Consider the following 20637-nt stretch of genomic DNA (forward strand, 5'->3'; position numbering starts at 1 on the left):
TCCGGTGCGACTTCCGGGACTTGCCTTGTAAAGCAGTGATTTCGCTGTTCGCACCTCCATGCCCCGGCCGGCCACCGCCGATTCCGGCATACACGTGCGACACACGGGCCACGTGCGACACACGAAACTCGTGGGACACAAAGGACACACCATGGCGGAGGCATTCTCCGATCCGGCGGAGACCTTCTCCGATCTGATCGCGGCCGAGGATGTGCTGCTCTTCGTCAACGCGGCCGTCACGGCGACCGGGCAGCGCGAGTTCCACTCGGGCGCGCACGCGCAGCGGCTCTCGCTCGCCTTTCTGCATGAGTACGTACGGGTCAACTACCGCCCGGTGTACGCCGCTTCGCTCGCCCTCGACATCAACGACCACAACGCGGTCATGGTCATCGAGGAGCTGCTGCGCACACCGCGCGAGGCGAGCCGGGAGGAGAAGCGCGTGGAGGGACGGCTGATCGCCAGGCGGCTGACGATGCTGCCGCCGCAGCGTGTCTACCGGCTCTTCCGGGCGCTGCGGACCGCCGGAATCGGTAACCGCCGTACCCGCGCCATCCTGCGCGAGTGGCTGGCCACCCGGCCGGATCTCGGGCATGACGCGGTGAAGTACCGCAACGGACTCAAGTCGGCCGCGCGCCACTTCCATCTCCCGCTTGCCTCGGTTACCTCAGAGACCGCAGGTACCACGGATGCCTCAAAGACCTCGGACGCCTCGGATACCTCGGCGGCGACCGAACTCGGCGACTTCCTCTTCGCGCCCGGCCGCCGCAAGCGGTACGGCCACGGACTGCTGGACGCGTACCGCCGTGCCCACTTCGAGCAGGGCGCGCTCTACGAGCTGCCGTTCACCGTCGCCGAGGGCTTCGCCGCCAAGCACGGCATCCCGCGCGAGGCGGTCCTGGAACGGATGGAGCCCCGGATGACCAGGCTGGAGCGGCTCCGTACGCAGCGCTCGGCCCTGGCGCGGAGCGCTGCCGACACCGGCAATAACAACAGCGATCAAGAGGTGCGGACCGATCTGACCGTCATGCCGCTGACCAGGCTCGCCCTCTACGTCCTGTCCCTGGCCATCGACGAGCGCGTACGGCGCCGGGCGGAGCTGACGCGTGCCTTCCGTACGGCCGCGCGCCGGGCGGCCGGTCCGTACACCGGGACCTGGGGACGGGTCGCCGCCGTGCTGGACGACAGCTACTCCTCGTCCGGATCGGGCGAGAAGCGCCGCCGACCACTCGCCACCGCCCTGGCCTGCCACTTTCTGCTGGACGCGCTGGCGGCTCCCGGCGCGTACACACCGCTGTGGACCTCGGGGAGCACGGATCCGCTGCTGGTGCGCCCGTACGGACCGACTCCGCTCGGCACCCGGATCATCGACGCGCTGGACGGCGCGCCCGACCGGCTCGTCATCGTCTCGGACGGCTGGGACAACGCGCCTCCCGGACTGGCGGGCGAGGTGCTGCGGGTGTGGCGTACCAGGCTCGACCGGGAGGGCAGGACGAGCGCGGTTCATCTCAACCCCGTATACGACGCGGACGGCTTCGACGTACGCCGGCTGGCACCGAGCGTGCCGACGGCGGGCATACGGGACGCCGAGGATCTGCCGGCGCTGGTGGAGATCGCGCAGTTCGCGGAGGGCCGTACGGGCCTGGCCGAGCTGCGGGCGTATCTGGACCGGCGAGTACAGCGTTTCATAGACGACGATGCCGACGATGCCGACGATCCGTTCTGCCGATTCCCCGGCGGAATCCCGGGCCAGGGCACCGCACGCGGCGAGACCTCCTTGGAGGCGCGATGACCAGGCTCGATCTCACCGGTCTGATCACCCGCCCGGCACAGGTCTGGGGCGGTATCCGTCTCGTACCGCTGGTGCGCGCGGAGCCGCTGCCCGGTCTGCGGCTGCACCAGCAGATCTACGAAGGTTACGGCGAGGTCCAGGTGGGCCCGGACGCCAGCTATGTCTCGTACATCCCGCACGGTTTCGTCGCCGACTGGTCGGGCGACGGCGATCAGGGCGCCGCGTACGGCACGCAGCTCGGCGCCGGCACCGGGGCCGGCGCCAGCGCCGGGGCCGAGGACCAAGATCGCGACCGCGACCGCGCCCGGCGCGACTGGTCTCCGGAAGCCGTGCCCGTACGCCGTCACCACCGGATGGTGAAGCGTATGAAGGCGGGCAAGGGCGGCAGAGGCCGGTCCCGTACGGCCGCCGCCACGCGCTGCCGTTTCCTGCCGCTGCATCTCGCGCTGGAGGGCTATCTCTCGCTGCACTTCGGCGGACCGTCCATCGCCTGGGACGAGTGGTCGCAGCAAGCGGTACGGCAAGGGCTCTCGCCGCGCGCCGAGGACGCCTATCTCGGCCTCGGTGTCCGTGGTCTCGCCGACGCTCTCCGCGTCTTCGAGATCCATCCCGGGCAGTGCGGCGTGATGGTGTACACGGCGGACTCCCTCGCCGCCGCGTTTGTCGTACCGCATCCTGACGACTACCGCGCCCTGCACCCGAGCCTGGTGGAGGACCTGTACGGAGAGCTGGTCCACCAGTACGCGTTCTTCGGCGCGCCGGTGGCCGAGTTCGAGGCGCGTATCCGCGACGGCCGGCATCTGGAGACGCTCGCCGATCTGCGGGCCGCTGCGCATGCGCAGGAGCGCGTATGGAGCGAGACACATGAGGCGGTACTCGCCCGTCAACTTCTGTCCACGTCATACTCCTTCGAACGCGCATACAGGATGGGTTCGTACGAGTTGCACCGTTTTCTCCCGCCGTTCGACCGTGGCGCACAGGAGCAGCACATCGGCGAACTCATCAACGACCACAAGGGCCGCACCGCGTATCTCAAGACGTTCCGGCTCTCCGACGCGCAGATCAGACGCGGCCATCTGCTGACACGGCTCGCCGCCCACGACTGGCATCTCGGGCGTACGGCCGAGGCGTTGGGAGCGACGTACGACGAACTGGTGCGCCGGATCCGCGCCGCCGGATTCGAGTCGCTGCTGAACGCGCACGCGGTGGCCCGGCGGTCGGCCGGTCACGCGGCGGTCCAGCCGTCCGCGAGCGCTTCCCCACGAGACACCGCCGAAACAAAAGAAACCTGAGTAACACGTGGTTCACGGATGGGCAACAGACGGGAAATCACAGATTGCGAAGCTTCGGGTCAAAACTGCTGCACCGACAAGGATGAGGCCCCGTGACCTTCAAGGCTGAGTACATCTGGATCGACGGCACCGAGCCGACCGCGAAGCTGCGCTCGAAGACCAAGATCCTGGCGGACGGCGCCGAGCTGCCCATCTGGGGCTTCGACGGGTCGAGCACCAATCAGGCCGAGGGACACGCCTCCGACCGGGTGCTGAAGCCGGTCTTCTCGTGCCCCGACCCGATCCGCGGCGGGGACGACGTCCTCGTCATGTGCGAGGTCCTGAACATCGACATGACGCCGCACGAGTCCAACACCCGTGCGCGGCTCACCGAGGTCGCGGAGAAGTTCGCGGGCCAGGAGCCGATCTTCGGGATCGAGCAGGAGTACACGTTCTTCGAGGGCGCCCGTCCGCTGGGCTTCCCCGTGGGCGGCTTCCCGGCCGCGCAGGGCGGTTACTACTGCGGCGTCGGCTCGGACGAGATCTTCGGCCGTGACATCGTCGAGGCGCATCTGGACAACTGTCTCAAGGCGGGCCTCGGCATCTCCGGTATCAACGCCGAGGTCATGCCGGGCCAGTGGGAGTTCCAGGTCGGCCCGCTGGCACCGCTGGAGGTGGCGGACCAGCTCTGGGTCGCCCGCTGGCTGCTCTACCGCACCGCCGAGGACTTCAACGTCTCCGCGACGCTCGACCCGAAGCCGGTGAAGGGCGACTGGAACGGCGCGGGCGCGCACACCAACTTCTCGACGCGCGCGATGCGCGAGGGCTACGAGGCGATCATCACCGCGTGCGAGTCGCTGGGCGAGGGCTCCAAGCCGCTCGACCACGTCAAGAACTACGGCGCGGGCATCGACGACCGGCTGACCGGTCTGCACGAGACCGCTCCGTGGAACGAGTACAGCTACGGCGTCTCGAACCGCGGCGCCTCGGTCCGTATCCCGTGGCAGGTCGAGCAGGACGGCAAGGGCTATATCGAGGACCGCCGCCCGAACGCCAACGTCGACCCGTATGTGGTGACGCGGCTGATCGTGGACACCTGCTGCACGGCCCTCGAGAAGGCCGGCCAGATCTGACCCGACGGGTTCGCCCGCGCACAACGGGTTCGCCCGCGCACAGCTCCCGGAGAGGGCGGTCGCCGACACGGCGCCCGCCCTCTCCGCCGTTCTCGTGCCGTCTTCTGCCCGTCTGTCGTGTTCTGTCCGCCTGTCGTGCGGCGAGGGCGACCGCTGTGCTGACCGTCACGTCGCGGCAGCGCAGGGACAGCGGAAAGTGGCCTGCTGCGGCGCGCCGCTATCTGCTTCAATGGGGACATGGCCAGCCACCAGCACCCCGCGACAGGTCCCAGCGACCTGGAGCCGTTCTGGCCGTCCCGGCAGCACCACGACTTCGACCGCGTGTGTTGCCCCGCGAGGAACGCGTCGGCCCTCTAAAACCTCCTTCGAGGCCTTCGGCCGCCGCGCACGACGTACGTCCCGTCCGTCCTGTCGACTCGACGACTCCCTCGCGCGAAAGAGCTGACCCCTCATGGCGAACCCCCGTTCCTTCTCCGCCGCGGCGGCCTCGGCCGCCGCACACAACCAGAAACCGGCGACGCCCGGCCGCCACCGTCTCCGTGCCGTCGACCGTGACGAGACCGCTCCGGCGGCCCGCCCGGCCGCCGCTCCCACCGGACAGGTCGTGGACTTCCTGCCGCCCGGCGCGACGTGGCTGCCCGCGCCCCAGCACACACTGCCCTCGCTGCCGGGACAGCCGCCGATGATCGGCTATCTCGTACTCGTACCGGCCGACCAGCAGGCCGCCGTACTGGCCGCCTCCGCGCCGTACCGTCCCGCAGAGACGGACCCGGCCGGGACCGTCGGACCGGGCGACACAGCCGGTGGACGGGCCGCGGGCGGCGGTCCCGTCCGGATCGACAGTGCCCAGCGGATCGCCGTCGTGGACGGGAAGCCACTGGATCTGACATATCTCGAATTCGAGCTGCTGGCCCATCTTGTGGCGCATCCGCACCGGGTGCACACGCGCGACCAGTTGGTGACCACGGTGTGGGGCTACGGTCATGTGGGCGACGGGCGGACCGTCGATGTCCATGTGGCGCGGCTGCGCCGCAAGCTGGGCGCCGAGTACCGGCACACCATCCAGACCGTACGGCGCGTCGGGTACAAGTACACGCCCTGAGCCGCCGCCGAGCCTGACCGGTCCGGTTGTTGACCGGTCAGGCTCTGTGCGTGCGAGCGCCGGGCGCGGAGGTGTTACGTCCTGGCCCGGGCGCGTGCGCGGACGCGGGACGACAGCCCCAGCCCACCGTCCACGACCAGGAACACCAGCAGGCTGATGCCCAGCAGCGGCACGAACCAGCCGACCAGGACCACCACCGCCGCGAGCGGCAGCAGGACGGCGAGCGGCACCTTGCGCCAGGCACCGCGCGGTATCGGCCTGCCCATGGTCAGCCCGCGCTCCTTGGTGGGCCTGCGCTGCCACCACATCCGGTAGCCCCACACGATGAGCAGGATCAGCGCGAGCGCGAGAGCCGCGAGCACGAGCTGATTGACCAGCCCGAGGAAGACGCCCATGTGCGCGTCGATCCCGAAGCGGGTGAGCTGGGCCAGTACGGGATAGTCGGCGAAGCGCAGCTCGTCCATGATCATGCCGTTGGCGGGATCGACGGCGACCGAGTCGAGCCTGACCGGGACCTGGGTGTCCGTCTGGGCGATGACATAGCCGGTGCCCTCCTTCGGCAGCGTCACCGAGAGCGGTCCGTCGAGACCGGCCTGACGTGCGGCGACGACCGCCAGATCGACTCCGACGTCCATGGCGCCCGTGCCGTCCGTCCCTTCCATCCCGGGCATGCCCTCCATGCCCTCGTGGCCCTCATGGCCGCCGCCCGCTCCACCGGCGCCTGCTTCGAGAGTGGCCGAGACGGCCGGAGTGGCGCCGCCGAGCTGGTCCTGGACCGCGCCGATGTTCTCGCCCGCGTACCGCGACCAGGTCAGGCCCGTGGCCGAGAGCAGCACCAGCCCGGTCACGGCCCACAGCCCGACCGAACCGTGCAGCGAGAGCGTCCGGCGCCGGCCGGTGGTACCGCGCTCGGGTATCAGCAGCGCCCGCTTGGAGGCGCGTCTGCGGCCGGTCCAGAGCAGCACTCCGCCGAGGGCGACCACCCAGAGCCAGCTCGCGGCGAGTTCGCTGTAGATACGGCCCGGCTCGCCGAGATGGAGATGGCGGTGGAGCTCGGAGAGCCAGGTGCGCAGCGGCAGGGCGCCCGAACTGCCGTAACTGGTCAGCTCTCCTCGTATCTCCGCGGTATACGGATCGACGAAGACGGCGAGCGACTTGCCCTCCTCGACGCCGGGCGCGGTCATCAGGACCCGGGTGGTGGCGCCCTCCTCCGACGCGAGGCGTACGGAGGTGACCGTGCCGTCCGGACGTGCGGCACGGGCGGCGTCGAGCTGCTGCGAGAGCGGAACGGTACGGTCGCCGACCGGCGCGCGCAGCTCGTGGCGGTAGATCACCTTCTCCGCCTGGAAGGAGAGGGCGTAGAGAAAGCCGCTGGTGGCGGCGACCAGCAGAAGCGGAGCGATGAGCAGACCCGCGTAGAAGTGGAGACGGAGCACAAGAGGCCGCAGGGCGCTCCAGAGGGACGAAGTGCCCGCAGCGGATTCGGGTCCGGACTCGGGCGCCGACTCGGATGTGGGCCCGGACTCGGATGTGGTGCTGTGCGCGGCGGCGCCCTGTACAGGGTCGTCGATGGCCATGACTGTCCTCGGTGTTGGCGTTGGCATGGGGAAATCGGCCCCGGCCGCCGCCCGACGTCCGACAGTTCAGACAGTTCGGCCAGTGATGACGGCAACGGCTCCAGGGACCGTGATACGAGCGGTACGGAACGCGGGCGGGCCGCGCCGCGACAGCGTGTGCGCCGGTATGACGCCATGGACGCGGTCCGTCGCGGTGGCGGCCGGGCGAGGCCGTATCAGCCGTGGCGCGGCGGGCAGCCGTACGGCGGTGAGCAGCAGCCGGAGCGGCGAGAAGGCCAGGGCGCCGACGGCGTGCACCAGCCGGAAGAGAGCGGCCTCGCCGCGGGCCAGCCAGAGCGCGCAGACGGCGGCGGCGAGAAGATGGGCGGCGAGCATGCCGACGGAACCGTCGGTGAGCGCGTCCAGCACGGTCGGCGGCCCGTCGGCACCGGTGTCCGCGCCGCCCATCCGCATGGCCATGCCCATGTCGGTGCCCATGCCAGGGCCTATGCCGACGCCCATGCCGGGGCTGAGTCCCGAGCCGGGTCCCGGTCCGAGTCCTGAGCCCGGTCCGGGGCTCATCCCGAGGCCCGTGCCCAGTCCGGTACCGGCGACGGGATGCGCAGGTGATCCATAAGCGGGCGCGGACAGTCCGTACGGCAGCGCTCCGGCGAAGAGCAGATGCAGCACGCCCTGGACCGTGACCAGGGCGGCCCCGATCGAGCCGGTCCCGCGCCGCCGGCCGCCCGCGAGCCAGGCCAGACATCCGGTCACGCCGAACGCCGTCCACAGCGCCCCGGGAGGGATCCCATGCCCGGATGTGAACGAATGCCCCACCGCCGCCAGAGTCACGCAGACCGCCGCGAAGGCCGCGGCCCGCAAGGCGCGCAACGGCGACCGGGCTTCTGTCATGGTCCGCACATGCTGCCATCCCGGTGGGCCCGTGCGGCAGATCCCAAAGGCCCACGATTCTCCCGACGATTCCTCCGACGGCGAATTGTGCTGTCCTCGACGCCCTCTCACGGGCAGAGTCGTTGCCATGAGACTCCTGATCCTCGGTGGTACGGAATTCGTCGGCCGCGCTGTCACGGAGGCGGCGCTCGGGCGTGGTTGGCAGGTGACCGTCTTTCATCGCGGCCGTCATGAGGCACCGCCGGGCGCGGTCACCCTGCTCGGCGACCGCACCGCGCCGGACGGTCTGGCCGCGCTTGCCGAGGGCGAGTGGGACGCGGTCGTCGACACCTGGTCGGCGGCTCCGTCCGCGGTGCTCTCGGCGGCCCGGCTGCTGGCGGACCGGGCCGGCCGGTACGCGTATGTCTCCAGCCGCTCGGTGTACGGCCACCCGACTCCGCCCGGCCTGAACGAGAGCGGCCCGCTGGTGACGGGCGCCTCGGCGGAGGCCGGGCAGACCGCCTACGCCCAGGACAAGCGCGGCGGCGAACTGGCCGCCGAGGCGGCCTTCGGCGACCGGGCGCTGCTGGTGCGCGCCGGTCTGATCCTCGGGCCCTGGGAGAACATCGGCCGGCTGCCGTGGTGGCTGGGCAGGATCGCCAAGGGCGGTCCCGTACCGGCCCCGGGCCCCCGCGACAATCCGATCCAGTACATCGACGCGCGCGATCTCGCCGAGTGGACGCTCGACGCCGTACGGCAAGGGCTGGGCGGTCCGTACAACCTGGTGAGTCCGGCCGGGCACACCACCATGGGTGAACTCCTCGATGTCTGCGTACGGGTGACCGGCTCCGACGCCGAACTGCGCTGGACGGCACCGGAGTCGATCCTCGCGGCGGGCATCGAGCCCTGGACGGATCTGCCGATCTGGCTGCCGCCGGGCGAACTCCACGACTCGCTGCACCAGGGCGATGTCTCCAAGGCCCTGGCCACGGGCCTGCGCTGCCGTCCGGTGGCGGAGACGGTCGCGGACACCTGGTCCTGGCTGGTCTCGATCGGCGGCCGGGCACCACAGCGCCCGGACCGCGCCCCGGTGGGCCTGGCCCCCGAACTGGAGGCCAAGCTACTCACCACGGACTGACCTGGACCCCGGGCCCCGGCCGCCCGTACCCCGGCCCCGTACGCCGCCCGTGCCGGCCCCGCCTCGGCCCGTACCGGCCCTCAGGGCTGCACGGATATCGCCGCGGTCAACGTGCTCCTGAGCCCCCCTATCCCCCGGTGCCACTCGCCGTCCTCTCCGTCCGCGTCGACCCAGAGATCGCGCAGTTCGGATTTGTCGGCCAGCACCCGGTCCAGGGCCCGGAGCGCGAGGGCTCGCAACTCCTCGGGGAAGCGCGGCAGCGGCTCGTCCGGGCCGTACACCGTCTCCACGGGCGGTCCGCCCGGGCACTGCTCGGCGACCAGCGCGGCAGCGGCCACCGCCACCACTGCCTCGTCGCTGTCCAGACAGTCCGTGGCACCGATCGCGCGGAGGAGCGCCTCACGCACCAGATCCGTACGCCCTGCCTCTGTCGCGTCGTCCAGATCCGCGGCGAAGTCCGCCGCGATGTCGTTGTCGAAGTGGCCGGTGTCCCATGTGCCCATGGTCTGCCCCCTGGTCGTTCTTCATCCCGTTACAGAGATCGTGCCAGGCACCACTGACAATCCGCCTCACGCGCGGACATGGCCCGGACGCCCCCCGTAAGGCGTCCGGGCCATGAGCCCGTACAGGCCCGCTGACGGGCCGACGAGAAGTCGCCGGGACAGAAGTCGCCGAGACCTCAGCGCGTCGTCACCGGCGCCGCGTGCCTGGGCCCAGGAGCCTGCGGCTCCGCTCCCCCGGCCACGCCGCCGCCCGCGCCCGCGTCCCCGTCGCCGTGCCCCAGCTCCGGCAGCCACCGCAGCGCCCTCGGCGTACGCCAGTTCCGCTCCCCCAGCAGCGCCATCACCGACGGCAGCAGCACCATCCGTACCAGCGTCGCGTCCAGCAGTACCGCCACCGCCAGACCCACGCCCATCTGCTTCATGTCCTGCATCGACAGCGTCCCGAAGACCGCGAAGACGGCGACCATGATGGCCGCGGCGCCGGTCACAGCGCCCGCCGTGCGCCGGATGCCCTCGCGGATCGCCGCCGAGTTGTCCAGGCCTCGGTCGCGGGCCTCCCTGATCCGGGAGACCACGAACACGTGGTAGTCCATCGACAGCCCGAAGAGCACCACCAGTACGAACAGCGGCATCCAGCTCTCGATCGCGCCGGCCTTCTCCGTACCGAGCAGCTCCGCGCCCCAGCCGTGCTGGAAGACGGCGACCATCACGCCGTACGCGGCCACCACCGAGAGCAGATTGAGCACGATCGAGGTGACGGCGATGACATACGACCGGAAGCAGAACAGCATCAGCAGAAAGGTCACGGCGGTGATGAAGACGAAGACCGGGACGATGCCGCGCTTGAGCTGCGCGGTGAAGTCCATCGACCCGGCGAGATCACCGGTCACATGGACCTGCGCGCCGGTGCCCGCGAAGGCGGCGGGCAGCCGCTCGTCGCGCAGTTCGGCCAGGGCCGCCTTCGAGCGTCCGTCGCTGCCGTCGCCCGCCAGCGGAACCTCGATCTCCGCGACGTTCCGCTCCTCGTGCACGGTCACCGTCTCGCCCGTATCGCCGCCGAACCGCCCGAGCGCCTTCCGTACGCCGTCCGCGCCGATGTCGTCGGCCTTCACGACCACCAGCGCCGGTGCCGGACCGCCCGGGAACGTCTCGGTGATATGCCGGTACGCGACCGTCAGCGAGGCCTCGGAGCCGAACTGCTTCTCCAACCCCAGCGACTCCGTCTTCATACCGAGCGCCGGCACCGCCAGCGCCACCAGCACCGCGGCCGACGCCAGCGCGAAGAGCTTCGGCCTGGCCAGTACGGGCCTGAGCAGCGCGCCCGCCAGTGCGCCGCTCTCCTGCGCCGCGCCGCTCTCCTGCCCGCTCTTCTTCTTACGGTTCTTACGACGGTTGAGGAACGGCACGCGTCCGGCGTCGATACGGTCGCCGAGCCAGGCCAGCAACGCGGGCAGCACGGTCACGGAGCCGAGCATCGCGATGAAGACGACCAGGATCGTGGCGAGGGCGAAGCCCTTGAAGAGCATCAGCCCGGACAGGAACATCCCGGCCATCGCGACCATCACCGTCACTCCGGACACCAGGACGGCCCGGCCGCTGGTGGCCGCCGCGATCCGCAGCGCGGTCTCGGCGTCGCGCCCGGCGGCCCGCTCGTCGCGCTCGCGCCGCAGATAGAACAGGCAGTAGTCGACACCGACGGCGAGCCCCATCAGGAACATCACGGAGTAGGTCGTCTGGGAGAGATGGAGCTGATGGCTGGCGAGCGAGAGCAGTCCGAAGGCGGCCATGCACGCGGTGAGCGCGAGCCCGACGGGCAGCAGCGCGGCGACCACGGCGCCGAAGGCGACGAGCAGGATGCCGAGCGCCAGCGGTACGGCGGTGAACTCGGCCCGCTGGAAGTCGTCGGCGAGCAGATCACCGAGCCATTTGCCCGAGCTGGCCTCGCCGAACTGGTAGATCCGTACGTCCCGGTGCGCGTCCCCGGTCTTCCGTACGGCGTCCAGCACGGGCTGCACCCGGTCGGCCGCAGTCGTGGAGTCGCCCTTGATCTCGAAGCGGATCAGGGCGTCCTTGCCGTCCTTCGAGGGAAGGGCCGGTTCGATCCTGGCCACCTCGCCCGTTCCGCGTACGGCCTCGGTCAGCTCGCGGGCTGCCGCTTGCCAGCTGCCGTCGGCCCGGCTGCTGACCATGACCAGTTCACCGGCCGGATGGTCGATCCCGGCCTCGTCGAGGATGCGCTCGGCCTTGGCGGAATCGCCCGCGCCGTTCTCGGACGCGGTCATCTCGACCAGGCCCGAGGCGCCGCCGAGAGCCGTGGCCAGTACGACGAACAGCAGCCAGCCGATGATCGCCGTCTTGCGGTGGTGTGCGCTCCATACGCCGATACGCGCCGCGAGATTCTGCCTCGTGCTCATGGCGTTTCGCCTCCAGAGGTAGGAGCCCAGAAGAGCCCAGAAGTAAGAGCGGGGTAAGCGAGAACAAGACGTTGACGACGTTAGGAATCCGGCGCCGTCCGCCCCAGCCGCCCAGGGCCCCTGATCGAGGGTGGTGCTGGCAACACCTCTGGTCGGGGGGTGACCGGCTGCCGGGTGCCGCCGCGACCGTCCAGACTGGATGCCACGCCCGGAGGCCGGACGGGCCGCCGGTGGCCATGAGGGCCGCCTGCCGCGGCGAGGAAGCGTGCGGGAGAGAAGGAGAAGAGCGCCATGGACGGATGGAAGATCCGGAGGTCGCTGACGGCGAGCCGGCGAGGGCTGGCACTGTCGTTCATCACACTCGTCGGCTCGCTCACGCTCTTCGTGCTGACGGTGGTCTCGATCACCCTCATCCCGCTGGGAATCGGAGTTCTCACCACACCGGCGCTGGTGGCGACGGTCAGAAAGCACGCCAATCAGCGCCGGCTGCTGGCCGCCACCTGGTCGGACATACGGATCGCCGTGCCGTACCGGCCGTTCCCGCCGGATATACGCGGCGGGATCACCGGCCAGGTGGAGCGCTGCATTCTGCTGCTCAAGGACCCGGCGACCTGGCGCGATCTCCAATGGCTACTGATCGATATGACCATCGGCTTTGTCATCGCCCTGCTGACCGTCGCCATGCACATCTACGCGCTGGAGGGATTCGTCCTGGCCGCCGGCCTGTGGCGGGTGTTCAGGAACGATCCGTACTGGTACGGATTCGTACGGGTCGACAGCCAGCTCACCGGGCTGGCCGCCGCCGCTCTCGGTCTGGTGCTGCTCGCCCTCGGTCTGCGCTTTGCCGCCGATCTGCTGCGGCTCCACTTTCTGCTGACCAGGCCGCTGCTCGCGCCCACCCACGACGAGGCGCTGGCCCTGCGGATCGAGCGGCTGACCGAGTCCCGGCATGACGCGGTGGACACCTCGGCGGCCGAGCTGCGCAGGATCGAGCGCGATCTGCATGACGGCGCGCAGGCCAGGCTGGTCGCGATGGGCATGGATCTGGGCACCGTCGAGGCGCTGATCGAGAGGGATCCGGCGCGTGCCAAGGAGCTGATAGGCAAGGCCCGTCAGTCCTCGGCCGAAGCGCTCACCGAGCTGCGTGATCTCGTCCGTGGGATCCATCCGCCGGTGCTGGCCGAGCGCGGTCTCGGCGACGCCGTCAAGGCGCTGGCGCTGCGACTGCCGGTGCCGGCCGAGGTGAGTGTGGAGCTGCCGGGCCGTGCGGCGGCGCCGGTCGAGTCGGCCGCGTACTTCGCGGTGAGCGAGGCCCTGGCCAATGTGGTCAAGCACGCGGGCGCCGACCGGATCTGGGTCGATCTGTCGTACGGGGCTTCGTACGGGGAGCCGCACGGGGAAGGGATGCTGCGTATCGCGGTCACCGACAACGGCGGCGGAGGCGCGGTGATCGGGAAGGGCTCGGGACTGAGCGGGCTGGAGCGCAGGCTCGGTACATTCGACGGCGTACTGGCCGTCAGCAGCCCTGCGGGCGGTCCCACCATGGTGACCATGGAGATTCCTTGCGAGTTGTCCTAGCCGAAGATCTCTTCCTGCTGCGCGACGGTCTGGTCCGGATGCTGGAGGCGTACGGCTTCGAGATCCTGGCGGCGGTGGAGAGCGGGCCCGAACTGACCAGGGCGCTGGCGGAGTTGACACCGGACATCGCGGTCGTGGATGTCCGGCTGCCGCCGTCCCACACGGACGAGGGCCTCCAGTGCGCGCTCGCCGCGCGGCGAGCCCGTCCCGGCCTGCCCGTCCTCGTACTGTCCCAGCATGTCGAGCAGTTGTACGCGCGCGAGCTGCTGGCGGACGGCAACGGCGGCATCGGCTATCTGCTGAAGGACCGGGTCTTCGACGCGGACCAGTTCATCGACGCGGTACGGAGAGTCGCGGCGGGCGGTACGGCGATGGATCCGCAGGTCATCTCGCAGTTGCTGTCGCGGCGGGCGCAGGACAAGCCGATCGGCGGTCTGACACCGCGCGAGCGCGAAGTGATGGAGCTGATGGCCCAGGGACGCTCCAATGCGGCGATCGCCGCCCAACTCGTGATCACCGAGCGGTCGGTGGCCAAGCACACCTCGAACATCTTCGGGAAGCTGGACCTGCCGGTGTCGGACGACGACAACCGCCGGGTGCTGGCGGTGCTGGCGTATCTGGACCGGGACAGATGAGGCCGGGTCAGGCGATATGTCCCGGACCAGGGACAGGTGACGCCAGATCAGGCGGGCCTGGGAGGTGATGTGTGCGGCCATCGCCTTCTTCGTACGGCTCGGGCGCAATGAGGCGTATCCGCCCGGTTTGTTGATGGAGATTTCTATGAATTCGCGGGGCGGCTGAACACGCCGCGAATCACGTCCGTATGGAACGGAGCGCTTCGCTTCTCCCCCTGCCGAGATTTCCCTGTAACCGGCAAACGAAGCTTGAGGAGTTCCATGGGACGCACATCGAGAAAACGCTCCACACTGGCAAACCGGGCGATCGCCGCCTCGGCTGCCTTGCTCCTGGGCGGGGGTGGGCTGGTAGCGGTGAATGTCTACGCATCCGCGGGTGAGGGCAGGTCCCACCAGCGTCCGCCGCAGAGCGAGAATGCCGGGCAGGCGATGTCGACCATCGACTGTCCTGAGGTGGCGAACGAGCTCACGGACGTACCGCGAGGAGCACGCCGGCAGGTCGACCGTGAGCTGGCCGGGATGGACACCCAGATCACCCAGGCGTACAAGCGGTTCGCCGATCAGAAGGAACAGATCGAGCGGGATCCCGTGTTCGCCGAGAATGCCATTCTCAATCCGCTGAAGCAGAAGCGGCTGGCCTCGCTGAACCGTATCGCGAACGCGATCGAACGCGTCGGCGAGCGGCCTCAGGGGCTTGAGGCACTGGCGCCCTGCACGCTGCGGGCCGACGGCAACGCCGGTGGCAACGGACAGAACGGCGGCCAGACCGCCGGTCAGGGCCAGGACGGCGGCCAAGGTCAGGACGGCGGTCAAAGTCAAGATCCGAGCCAGGACCCGAGCCAGGATCCGGGCCAGGGCCAGGACGGCGGCCAGGGTGACGGACAGGACGGCGGTCAGAGCGGTGGCGGACAGGCCGGCAACGGCCCCGAGGCCTCCGACTTCGTCGACATCACGACCGTCCAGCCGAATGTCAGCCAGCCCCGTCAGCGCCGTGGCGCGTCGAAGGGCGCTTTCACCACCGATTGCGGTCGTAACGAGGCCGGAAAGTTCAATTCGGACAATGTCATCGTCGCGCCAGGTGTGAGCAATGGCGCTCACCATATGCACGATTACGTCGGCAATCAGTCCAATGACGCCTTCGCGACCGATGACATTCTCGCCGCCGCCGCGACCAGTTGCCGTAATCAGGGTGACAAGTCGACTTACTACTGGCCGGTCCTGCGCCTTCAGAACGGTACGGCGGAGGCCGACGCCAATGCCGACGGCGGTGGCAAGGAGGGCAATGTCGGAGAGATCCAGACTCCGGCGCAGGTGACACTGAAATTCGCGGGCAGCCCGGTGTCCAAGGTCACGGCCATGCCGAGGTTCCTGCGGATCATCACCGGTGACGCCAAGGCATTCGTCAATGGCAACGCCAACGCCAATGCCTCATGGAGCTGCACCGGATTCGAGAACCGCCAGCTCAAGGACAAATACCCGATCTGCCCCGAGGGCAGCAAGGTGGTCCGTACGTTCAAGTTCCAGAGCTGCTGGGACGGCCAGAACAGCGACAGCGCCAACCACCGCACGCATGTGGCGTTCGCCGACCAGAACGGCCGCTGCCAGAACGGCTTCAAGGCGATCCCGCAGCTCCAGCAGCGGATCGTGTACGACGTGCCGCCGGGGCCCGGATTCGCTCTGGACTCCTTCCCCGAGCAGCTCCACAAGCCCGTCACCGACCATGGTGACTTCATCAATGTCTTCGACGAGAACCTGATGAACCGGGTGGTGAGCTGCATCAACAGCGGGCGCAAGTGCCGCTGACGCACGCACCGCACCGCGAGGCGGGCGCGGGCGGCGGGTGCCTCTGAGCTGAGGCACCCGCCGCCCGTACGTACCGCCCGTCAACCCCCCACACACGCTGCGCGGTCAGCCCATGTCGTGACCTGACATGTCGTCACCTGAGTGCCCCTCGTGCTCCCCACCACCGCTTCCGGTGCCTCCGGTGCTCCCGGTGCCTCCGGAGTGGTGTGACGAGCCGGTCTCCACGGTCCCGCCGAGTCGGCCGCGCAGCGCCGCGACCACCTTCGCGTCACCGACCGCGACCCACTTCCTGCCGACGAGATACGAACCGCCGTAGTCCTTGGCCTCGTTGATCCACTCGCGCTGGCCGCGGTCGGTGGCGAAGGTGGCCAGTACATACTTTCCGTCGCCCGTGGCGCAGTTGGCCTGCCGCAGCTCGGCCGCGTCGGTCTGGATGTTCGGCTCGCACTCGGCCTGCGAGGCGAGCTGTTCGAGGCTCCCGGTCGCCGTCTTCGGCACATCGGGGGCCTTGTTGTCGTTCGAGTCGTGGTCCGCGCCGTCGTTCGCGCCGCAGCCGGCCGCCAGCACCAGGGCCAGGGCTGCCAGTACCACTCGGGATCGTTCCTTGCGCATGGGGCCATCGTGCCTTGTGGGGCCACCGCGGCGGGCGGGAACGGTGGGATGTGACGAACCGCAGGACGGACCACGAAACGGACCGGCGGCACGGTCCGGCCGCAGACCGGCAAAACGGACCGGCGGAACGGTCCGGCAGAACGGAATGTGGTGACCATCCGACGTATCGCTCGTTCTGCTGAACGTGCCCCAGGACAAAGCCGTCACCGCTTCCGTGACCACTTCCGAACCTCCGGCCGCCACCATCGGCGTCGAACAGGCCGAAGCGGCCCTCGTCGAGCACTACCCACGACTCGTCCGGATCGCCTATCTGGTACTGCCGCCGTCGCTCGGCCGCAACCGGCGTGTGCTGACCGCGCACGCTCTCGTACAGCGCTCGCTCCCACGCGGCCGTACGGCGCCGGACGAGGCCGAGATCCCGGCGCCGCGCCGTACGGACGGGAGCGCGCGGGACCTCGGCTACGCCTATGTACGCGCGCGGGTGGTGCGCCAGGCGCTGGACGCGGGACGTCCGCTGCGCCGGCTCGCCCGGCCCAGACGGGCCCAACTGCCGCCGCTGCTGCCGCACGTATGGGGACTGCGGCTGTTCCCGCACTCGGGCGGCGCGGACGAACTCGCCCTGGACCAGCGGCTGTCCGGCCTCTCCTCGGCGGCGCGCGCGGCGTTCGTCCTGCGCGGTCTGGAGAAGCTGCCGGATCCGGAGGTACGGCGGGTGCTCGGCGCGGCCGGAGTCCGGGACGTCGATACGGCGCTCGCGCAGGCGGCCGGACTGGGTACGGTCGGCGCGGTCGGCACGGTGGACGCCGCCGAGCTGCTGAACTCGCCTGAGTTCGACCCGTGTTCGCTCCAGGCACGGCCCACGGATCTGATGCGCCGCCGCCAGCGCGCACGGGCCGCGCTCGCCGCCGCGGCGGCCGTGGCCGTCTGCGGCGCGCTGTTCGGGCTGCCGGGCAAGGGATGGGGCCCGGACGGCGCGGCGGCGCCCGCGTACGCCCGTAATCCCGCGAGCGAGGCGGCCCTCGATCCGGCGAAGGTACGACGAGTCGCGCCGGCCGCGTGGGAGACCTCCGCCCGTACGGACTTCTCCGTCTGGCCCGCGCGCGGAACGCTGGCCGAGGACCGCGAACTGCTGCGCCGGGCGCTGGCGGTCTGGACACGGCCCGGCGCGACGGTGCAAGTCACGGCGACGCCCGCCACGCCGCCCGGGCCGCCGATGGGACCGCCGCAACTGCTCTACGCGGGACGGGTCGACGCGGCGCGGGTGGTGCTCTTCCACGACGGTCTGCGGGTGGTGCGGTACGCGGAGCCCGTACCGGGCGGAAGCGGAGGCGCCGGCCGGGCGGGCGGCGCGGCGGCCGACGGCACGGCCGTGGCGCTCGACTTCGCGCGGACCGACGGCGCGGACGCGACGGTCTCGGGCGCGCTGGTCCTCGGCCGCTCGGACGGCAACGTCCGCTATCTGACCGCGCCTTGGGTGCGGGAGACCTCCGTACGCGATCTGCTCGATCCCGACGGATCCGCGCGTCCGCTGCGCCGTGACGCGCACGGCGTGACGGAGCCGCTGGACAGCCCGGCGACAGCACGCGACTGCGCGTCCTGGGACACGCTGGAGGTACGCGCGGACGGTACGGAGCGGCTGCTCACCGACCTCGGCGAACTGATCCCGGCCCGGCTGACGTCCGGCCCGCCGTCCTCGCCGCAGGACGTCTCGGACGCGGCGGACCGGGCGTCCTGGGCGCGTACGGCCTGTCTGCTGCCGACGGTACGGTCGCACGGCGTGCGCTCCGTGAACTCCTGGGAGTACGCCCGTCAGCCCTTGCCCGAGTCCAACGGAACAGCCCGCTGGCTGTGCACCCGCGCGGAAACCTGGCACGGAACGGGCAGCCGCGTCCTGGCCCAGTTCCAGGCCCCCTCGGAACGCCAGGCGGCCCCGGCCGCGATCGCGGCCCGCGCGGAAGACACCCCGGCCTGCGGCCCCCGCGAGCCCCAGGTACTGGCCGGCGTGCTCTGGAAGTCCCGGAACGGCCACTGGTACGTACTGGCGGCCGGCAGCGACCAGCTCACCTCACTGGAAGTCTCCGGCGGAGCCAAGGCCCACACAAAGGGCCGCCTACTGGCCACCCGCGTAAAGGAGGGCACAGAGGCAGCACTGTACGGCCGCACCCCAAACGGCAAAAGGGTTGACGCGCTGCGGTGAGGCGACGCGTCGAGGCAGCGCGGCGGCGGGTGCCGGACCTCCACGGATCCCTACCCCGCCGGGATCAGGCACGGACCGACGGCTGGACGCATACTCGGCACCATGAACAAGCACGGGCACCTCGCCGACTTCCTGAGGAGCTCGCGATGCTCGCGGGCATCAGCGCGCCCTCCGCCGGTTCCTGCCGGACGTCCGGCAGGAACCGGCCCAGGAACCACGCACTCGTCATTTGGACCGCGAACCCGAGCCGCTATCCCTTCCGGCCGAGCTTGCCGGGCTTGCGCTTTCGCTGAACCTGCACCGCATCAGCCGGTTTGCGTGCCCGAGGGTTACTTGGGCGACACGGTGTCCGAGTCGGCGTCAGTGGCATCGTTGACGAAGTGGTCGAACTCGCCTGCTTTGACGCCGAGGATGAAGGCGCGGAGTTTTTCGGGTGTGGTGGTGACTATGGTGTCGGGGCTGTCGCTCTCGCGGAGCTTGATCGTGCCGTCGTCGGCTGCGGCAACGTCGATGCAGTTGCCGGCTGTTCCGCTATAGGAAGACTTCTGCCAGTAGTTGGTGGACATGCTCTCTACCTCATCACATGCTCTGCGCGATGTTATGAATCAGGTCCCGGGACTCCTCCGGCGTGAGAGCGGTTTCTTCCAACTGGTCCAGTACCGCCCGGTACGCGACCAGTTGAGGCTGAGCACCCACGAAGCCTGAGCCCATATCAGTGTCGAGCTGCGCAGTGTCAAGCTCGGGCACCTCGCCACCGAGATAGATGATGCCCGATCCCGAGCTTGGAAAGCTGCCGGTGCCGAACGGGATGACGCGGACGGTGATGTGCTCGCGCTCGCCCATGTCCAGCAGGTGCTCCAGTTGGGCTCGCGCCACCTTCCGACCGCCGAAACCCATGCGCAGGGCGGCCTCATGGATCACCGTCGACAGCGGCGTCGGCCGCTCTCCGTAGATCACCGCCTGCCGCTTGATGCGGAACGAGAGCAGATGCTCGATGACCGGCGGATCGAAGGGCGGTACAACGTCCTTGAAGAGGGCGCGGGCGTGGTCCGCGGTCTGGAGAAGTCCGGGCAGATGGATCGCGGAGGCGACGCGGATGGCCAGCGCGTGATGCTCAAGTTCCGCAAGGTCCAGGAACTCGGAGGTGAGAATCTCCCGGTAGTCGTCCCACCACCCACGCGCCCGTCCGCCGGTCATGCTCGTGAGCGCGTCGATGAACGATTGGTCCACACAGCCGTACAGCCGCGCCAGCGTCCGCACGCGCTCGGCGCTCACCGGATAGCCGCCGGATTCGATGTTGCTGATCCGCGACTGAGTTGTGCTGTGCAGCCGTCCCGCTTCGGTGGCGGACAGCTCCGCGAGTTCACGCAGACGCCGGAGTTCGGCGCCCAGGCGCCGTTGCCGGATCGTGGGCGGAAGTTTGCTCGGGGGCATCATTGCCGTCCTCTTCTGGTTCGTACCGCACAGGCGAGCGAGTACTCGTACGAGTGAGTGAGAGCGCTTATACCTTCTTGGTGACTGGACTGAATACTACCTCACTCGCTACCGTGTGAGTCAGGCCACTCCAACTGGCCGCGCCGCAAGGCGCCTTCACTTCGCCATGCCCGGCCTCGGCGGGCAGGCGCCGCCCTCTTCCGACAGGGGAATCCCATGACCGTATCGCCGCAGGACCCTGCCCTGGAGCCGTTCGACTTCGGGCGAGAGCTGTACAAATTGGTACGTGACACCGCACCCCGGCTCTTCGCCGTCGTCATCGAGTACTGCGTCGGCACGGACGACGCGGACGCGATCGTCGTCGCCTGGGGCCTGGCGTACGAGGACGGAAAAGCCGAGGTCACTCAGATCGAGAGCGGACGGCGATGGCAGCTCACGGCGCCGGATCACGCCACGCGGTACTTCCCGCGGTCGAAGGAGTGTTCCCCACGCCTGGTATGGCTCGCGCCGCCGGGAGTTGACGCACACGACCAGGCCCACGCGGCCTGACGTCACTCCGAAGGAACGGGGGACGCCCTCGG

The 20637-nt window shown here is 69.9% G+C and carries 17 protein-coding genes; 10 read left to right on the forward strand and 7 right to left on the reverse strand.

What is annotated here, in order from left to right; all coding sequences use genetic code 11:
* The first annotated feature begins 151 nt into the window (after positions 1 to 151).
* From ACFV6H_RS10660 to ACFV6H_RS10675, 4 genes are all read left to right on the forward strand, one after another.
* The gene (locus ACFV6H_RS10660; protein WP_385540472.1) at positions 152 to 1789 is read left to right on the forward strand and encodes a hypothetical protein; all 1638 of its coding nucleotides are present in this window, start codon (positions 152 to 154) and stop codon (positions 1787 to 1789) included.
* The gene (locus ACFV6H_RS10665) at positions 1786 to 3081 is read left to right on the forward strand and encodes a hypothetical protein (protein WP_385540474.1); all 1296 of its coding nucleotides are present in this window, start codon (positions 1786 to 1788) and stop codon (positions 3079 to 3081) included. Before ACFV6H_RS10660 ends, ACFV6H_RS10665 begins: the two co-directional genes overlap by 4 nt.
* Positions 3082 to 3173: 92 nt before the next feature.
* Positions 3174 to 4193, forward strand: a complete 1020-nt coding sequence (glnII, locus tag ACFV6H_RS10670) for a glutamine synthetase (RefSeq protein WP_384980133.1) — start codon at positions 3174 to 3176, stop codon at positions 4191 to 4193.
* A 451-nt stretch (positions 4194 to 4644) separates the two neighbouring features.
* The gene (locus ACFV6H_RS10675; protein ID WP_384980136.1) at positions 4645 to 5295 is read left to right on the forward strand and encodes a winged helix-turn-helix domain-containing protein; all 651 of its coding nucleotides are present in this window, start codon (positions 4645 to 4647) and stop codon (positions 5293 to 5295) included.
* 74 nt (positions 5296 to 5369) lie between these two features.
* Here the strand turns inward: ACFV6H_RS10675 and ACFV6H_RS10680 are convergent, their stop codons facing one another.
* Both ACFV6H_RS10680 and ACFV6H_RS10685 read right to left on the reverse strand, forming a co-directional pair.
* The gene (locus ACFV6H_RS10680; RefSeq protein ID WP_385540477.1) at positions 5370 to 6872 is read right to left on the reverse strand and encodes a PepSY-associated TM helix domain-containing protein; all 1503 of its coding nucleotides are present in this window, start codon (positions 6870 to 6872) and stop codon (positions 5370 to 5372) included.
* A 66-nt stretch (positions 6873 to 6938) separates the two neighbouring features.
* Complete coding sequence (locus ACFV6H_RS10685; protein ID WP_384980142.1) at positions 6939 to 7763, reverse strand: hypothetical protein; 825 nt, start codon at positions 7761 to 7763, stop codon at positions 6939 to 6941.
* A gap of 127 nt (positions 7764 to 7890) precedes the next feature.
* On the opposite strand from ACFV6H_RS10685, the gene ACFV6H_RS10690 reads away from it, so the two are divergent.
* The gene (locus ACFV6H_RS10690) at positions 7891 to 8880 is read left to right on the forward strand and encodes an NAD-dependent epimerase/dehydratase family protein (RefSeq protein ID WP_384980144.1); all 990 of its coding nucleotides are present in this window, start codon (positions 7891 to 7893) and stop codon (positions 8878 to 8880) included.
* An 80-nt stretch (positions 8881 to 8960) separates the two neighbouring features.
* On the opposite strand, the gene ACFV6H_RS10695 is transcribed toward ACFV6H_RS10690, so the two are convergent.
* A complete protein-coding gene (locus tag ACFV6H_RS10695; protein ID WP_385540479.1) occupies positions 8961 to 9383 on the reverse strand; it encodes a DUF4259 domain-containing protein in 423 nt (140 codons plus the stop codon).
* A 176-nt stretch (positions 9384 to 9559) separates the two neighbouring features.
* On the reverse strand, positions 9560 to 11797 hold the full coding sequence (locus ACFV6H_RS10700) for an MMPL family transporter (RefSeq protein WP_385540481.1): 2238 nt from the start codon (positions 11795 to 11797) through the stop codon (positions 9560 to 9562).
* Between the two features lie 291 nt (positions 11798 to 12088).
* On the opposite strand from ACFV6H_RS10700, the gene ACFV6H_RS10705 reads away from it, so the two are divergent.
* The 3 genes from ACFV6H_RS10705 to ACFV6H_RS10715 all read left to right on the forward strand — a co-directional run bounded on the left by ACFV6H_RS10705 (position 12089) and on the right by ACFV6H_RS10715 (position 15813).
* The gene (locus tag ACFV6H_RS10705) at positions 12089 to 13375 is read left to right on the forward strand and encodes a sensor domain-containing protein (protein WP_385540482.1); all 1287 of its coding nucleotides are present in this window, start codon (positions 12089 to 12091) and stop codon (positions 13373 to 13375) included.
* Positions 13360 to 14010, forward strand: a complete 651-nt coding sequence (locus tag ACFV6H_RS10710; protein WP_093590460.1) for a response regulator transcription factor — start codon at positions 13360 to 13362, stop codon at positions 14008 to 14010. Before ACFV6H_RS10705 ends, ACFV6H_RS10710 begins: the two co-directional genes overlap by 16 nt.
* A 261-nt stretch (positions 14011 to 14271) precedes the next feature.
* A complete protein-coding gene (locus tag ACFV6H_RS10715; RefSeq protein ID WP_385540484.1) occupies positions 14272 to 15813 on the forward strand; it encodes a DUF1996 domain-containing protein in 1542 nt (513 codons plus the stop codon).
* A gap of 105 nt (positions 15814 to 15918) precedes the next feature.
* Here ACFV6H_RS10715 and ACFV6H_RS10720 read toward each other — a convergent pair whose 3' ends face one another.
* Entirely contained in the window at positions 15919 to 16425 is a 507-nt protein-coding gene (locus ACFV6H_RS10720) for a hypothetical protein (protein ID WP_385540486.1), read from the reverse strand.
* 214 nt (positions 16426 to 16639) lie between these two features.
* Here ACFV6H_RS10720 and ACFV6H_RS10725 point away from each other — a divergent pair, with 214 nt between their 5' ends.
* Complete coding sequence (locus ACFV6H_RS10725) at positions 16640 to 18622, forward strand: hypothetical protein (RefSeq protein WP_385540488.1); 1983 nt, start codon at positions 16640 to 16642, stop codon at positions 18620 to 18622.
* 329 nt (positions 18623 to 18951) lie between these two features.
* Here ACFV6H_RS10725 and ACFV6H_RS10730 read toward each other — a convergent pair whose 3' ends face one another.
* Complete coding sequence (locus tag ACFV6H_RS10730; RefSeq protein WP_385540490.1) at positions 18952 to 19188, reverse strand: DUF397 domain-containing protein; 237 nt, start codon at positions 19186 to 19188, stop codon at positions 18952 to 18954.
* 13 nt (positions 19189 to 19201) lie between these two features.
* Positions 19202 to 20056, reverse strand: coding sequence for a helix-turn-helix domain-containing protein (locus ACFV6H_RS10735; RefSeq protein WP_385540492.1), 855 nt, complete (start codon positions 20054 to 20056; stop codon positions 19202 to 19204).
* Positions 20057 to 20272: 216 nt separating this feature from the next.
* On the opposite strand from ACFV6H_RS10735, the gene ACFV6H_RS10740 reads away from it, so the two are divergent.
* Positions 20273 to 20605 carry a hypothetical protein gene (locus ACFV6H_RS10740; RefSeq protein ID WP_385540494.1) on the forward strand — a complete coding sequence of 111 codons (333 nt, stop codon included), beginning with the start codon at positions 20273 to 20275 and terminating at the stop codon, positions 20603 to 20605.
* The last annotated feature ends 32 nt before the right edge of the window (positions 20606 to 20637 follow it).

This window comes from Streptomyces sp. NPDC059743 (genome assembly GCF_042732975.1).
GTDB lineage: Bacteria > Actinomycetota > Actinomycetes > Streptomycetales > Streptomycetaceae > Streptomyces.

Coding starts and splice junctions, on each gene's coding strand:
- ACFV6H_RS10660 (WP_385540472.1), top strand. CDS start 152: ATGGCGGAGGCATTCTCCGATCCGGCGGAGACCTTCTCCGATCTGATC.
- ACFV6H_RS10665 (WP_385540474.1), top strand. CDS start 1,786: ATGACCAGGCTCGATCTCACCGGTCTGATCACCCGCCCGGCACAGGTC.
- ACFV6H_RS10675 (WP_384980136.1), top strand. CDS start 4,645: ATGGCGAACCCCCGTTCCTTCTCCGCCGCGGCGGCCTCGGCCGCCGCA.
- ACFV6H_RS10680 (WP_385540477.1), bottom strand. CDS start 6,872: ATGGCCATCGACGACCCTGTACAGGGCGCCGCCGCGCACAGCACCACA.
- ACFV6H_RS10685 (WP_384980142.1), bottom strand. CDS start 7,763: ATGACAGAAGCCCGGTCGCCGTTGCGCGCCTTGCGGGCCGCGGCCTTC.
- ACFV6H_RS10690 (WP_384980144.1), top strand. CDS start 7,891: ATGAGACTCCTGATCCTCGGTGGTACGGAATTCGTCGGCCGCGCTGTC.
- ACFV6H_RS10695 (WP_385540479.1), bottom strand. CDS start 9,383: ATGGGCACATGGGACACCGGCCACTTCGACAACGACATCGCGGCGGAC.
- ACFV6H_RS10700 (WP_385540481.1), bottom strand. CDS start 11,797: ATGAGCACGAGGCAGAATCTCGCGGCGCGTATCGGCGTATGGAGCGCA.
- ACFV6H_RS10705 (WP_385540482.1), top strand. CDS start 12,089: ATGGACGGATGGAAGATCCGGAGGTCGCTGACGGCGAGCCGGCGAGGG.
- ACFV6H_RS10715 (WP_385540484.1), top strand. CDS start 14,272: ATGGGACGCACATCGAGAAAACGCTCCACACTGGCAAACCGGGCGATC.
- ACFV6H_RS10720 (WP_385540486.1), bottom strand. CDS start 16,425: ATGCGCAAGGAACGATCCCGAGTGGTACTGGCAGCCCTGGCCCTGGTG.
- ACFV6H_RS10730 (WP_385540490.1), bottom strand. CDS start 19,188: ATGTCCACCAACTACTGGCAGAAGTCTTCCTATAGCGGAACAGCCGGC.
- ACFV6H_RS10735 (WP_385540492.1), bottom strand. CDS start 20,056: ATGCCCCCGAGCAAACTTCCGCCCACGATCCGGCAACGGCGCCTGGGC.
- ACFV6H_RS10740 (WP_385540494.1), top strand. CDS start 20,273: ATGACCGTATCGCCGCAGGACCCTGCCCTGGAGCCGTTCGACTTCGGG.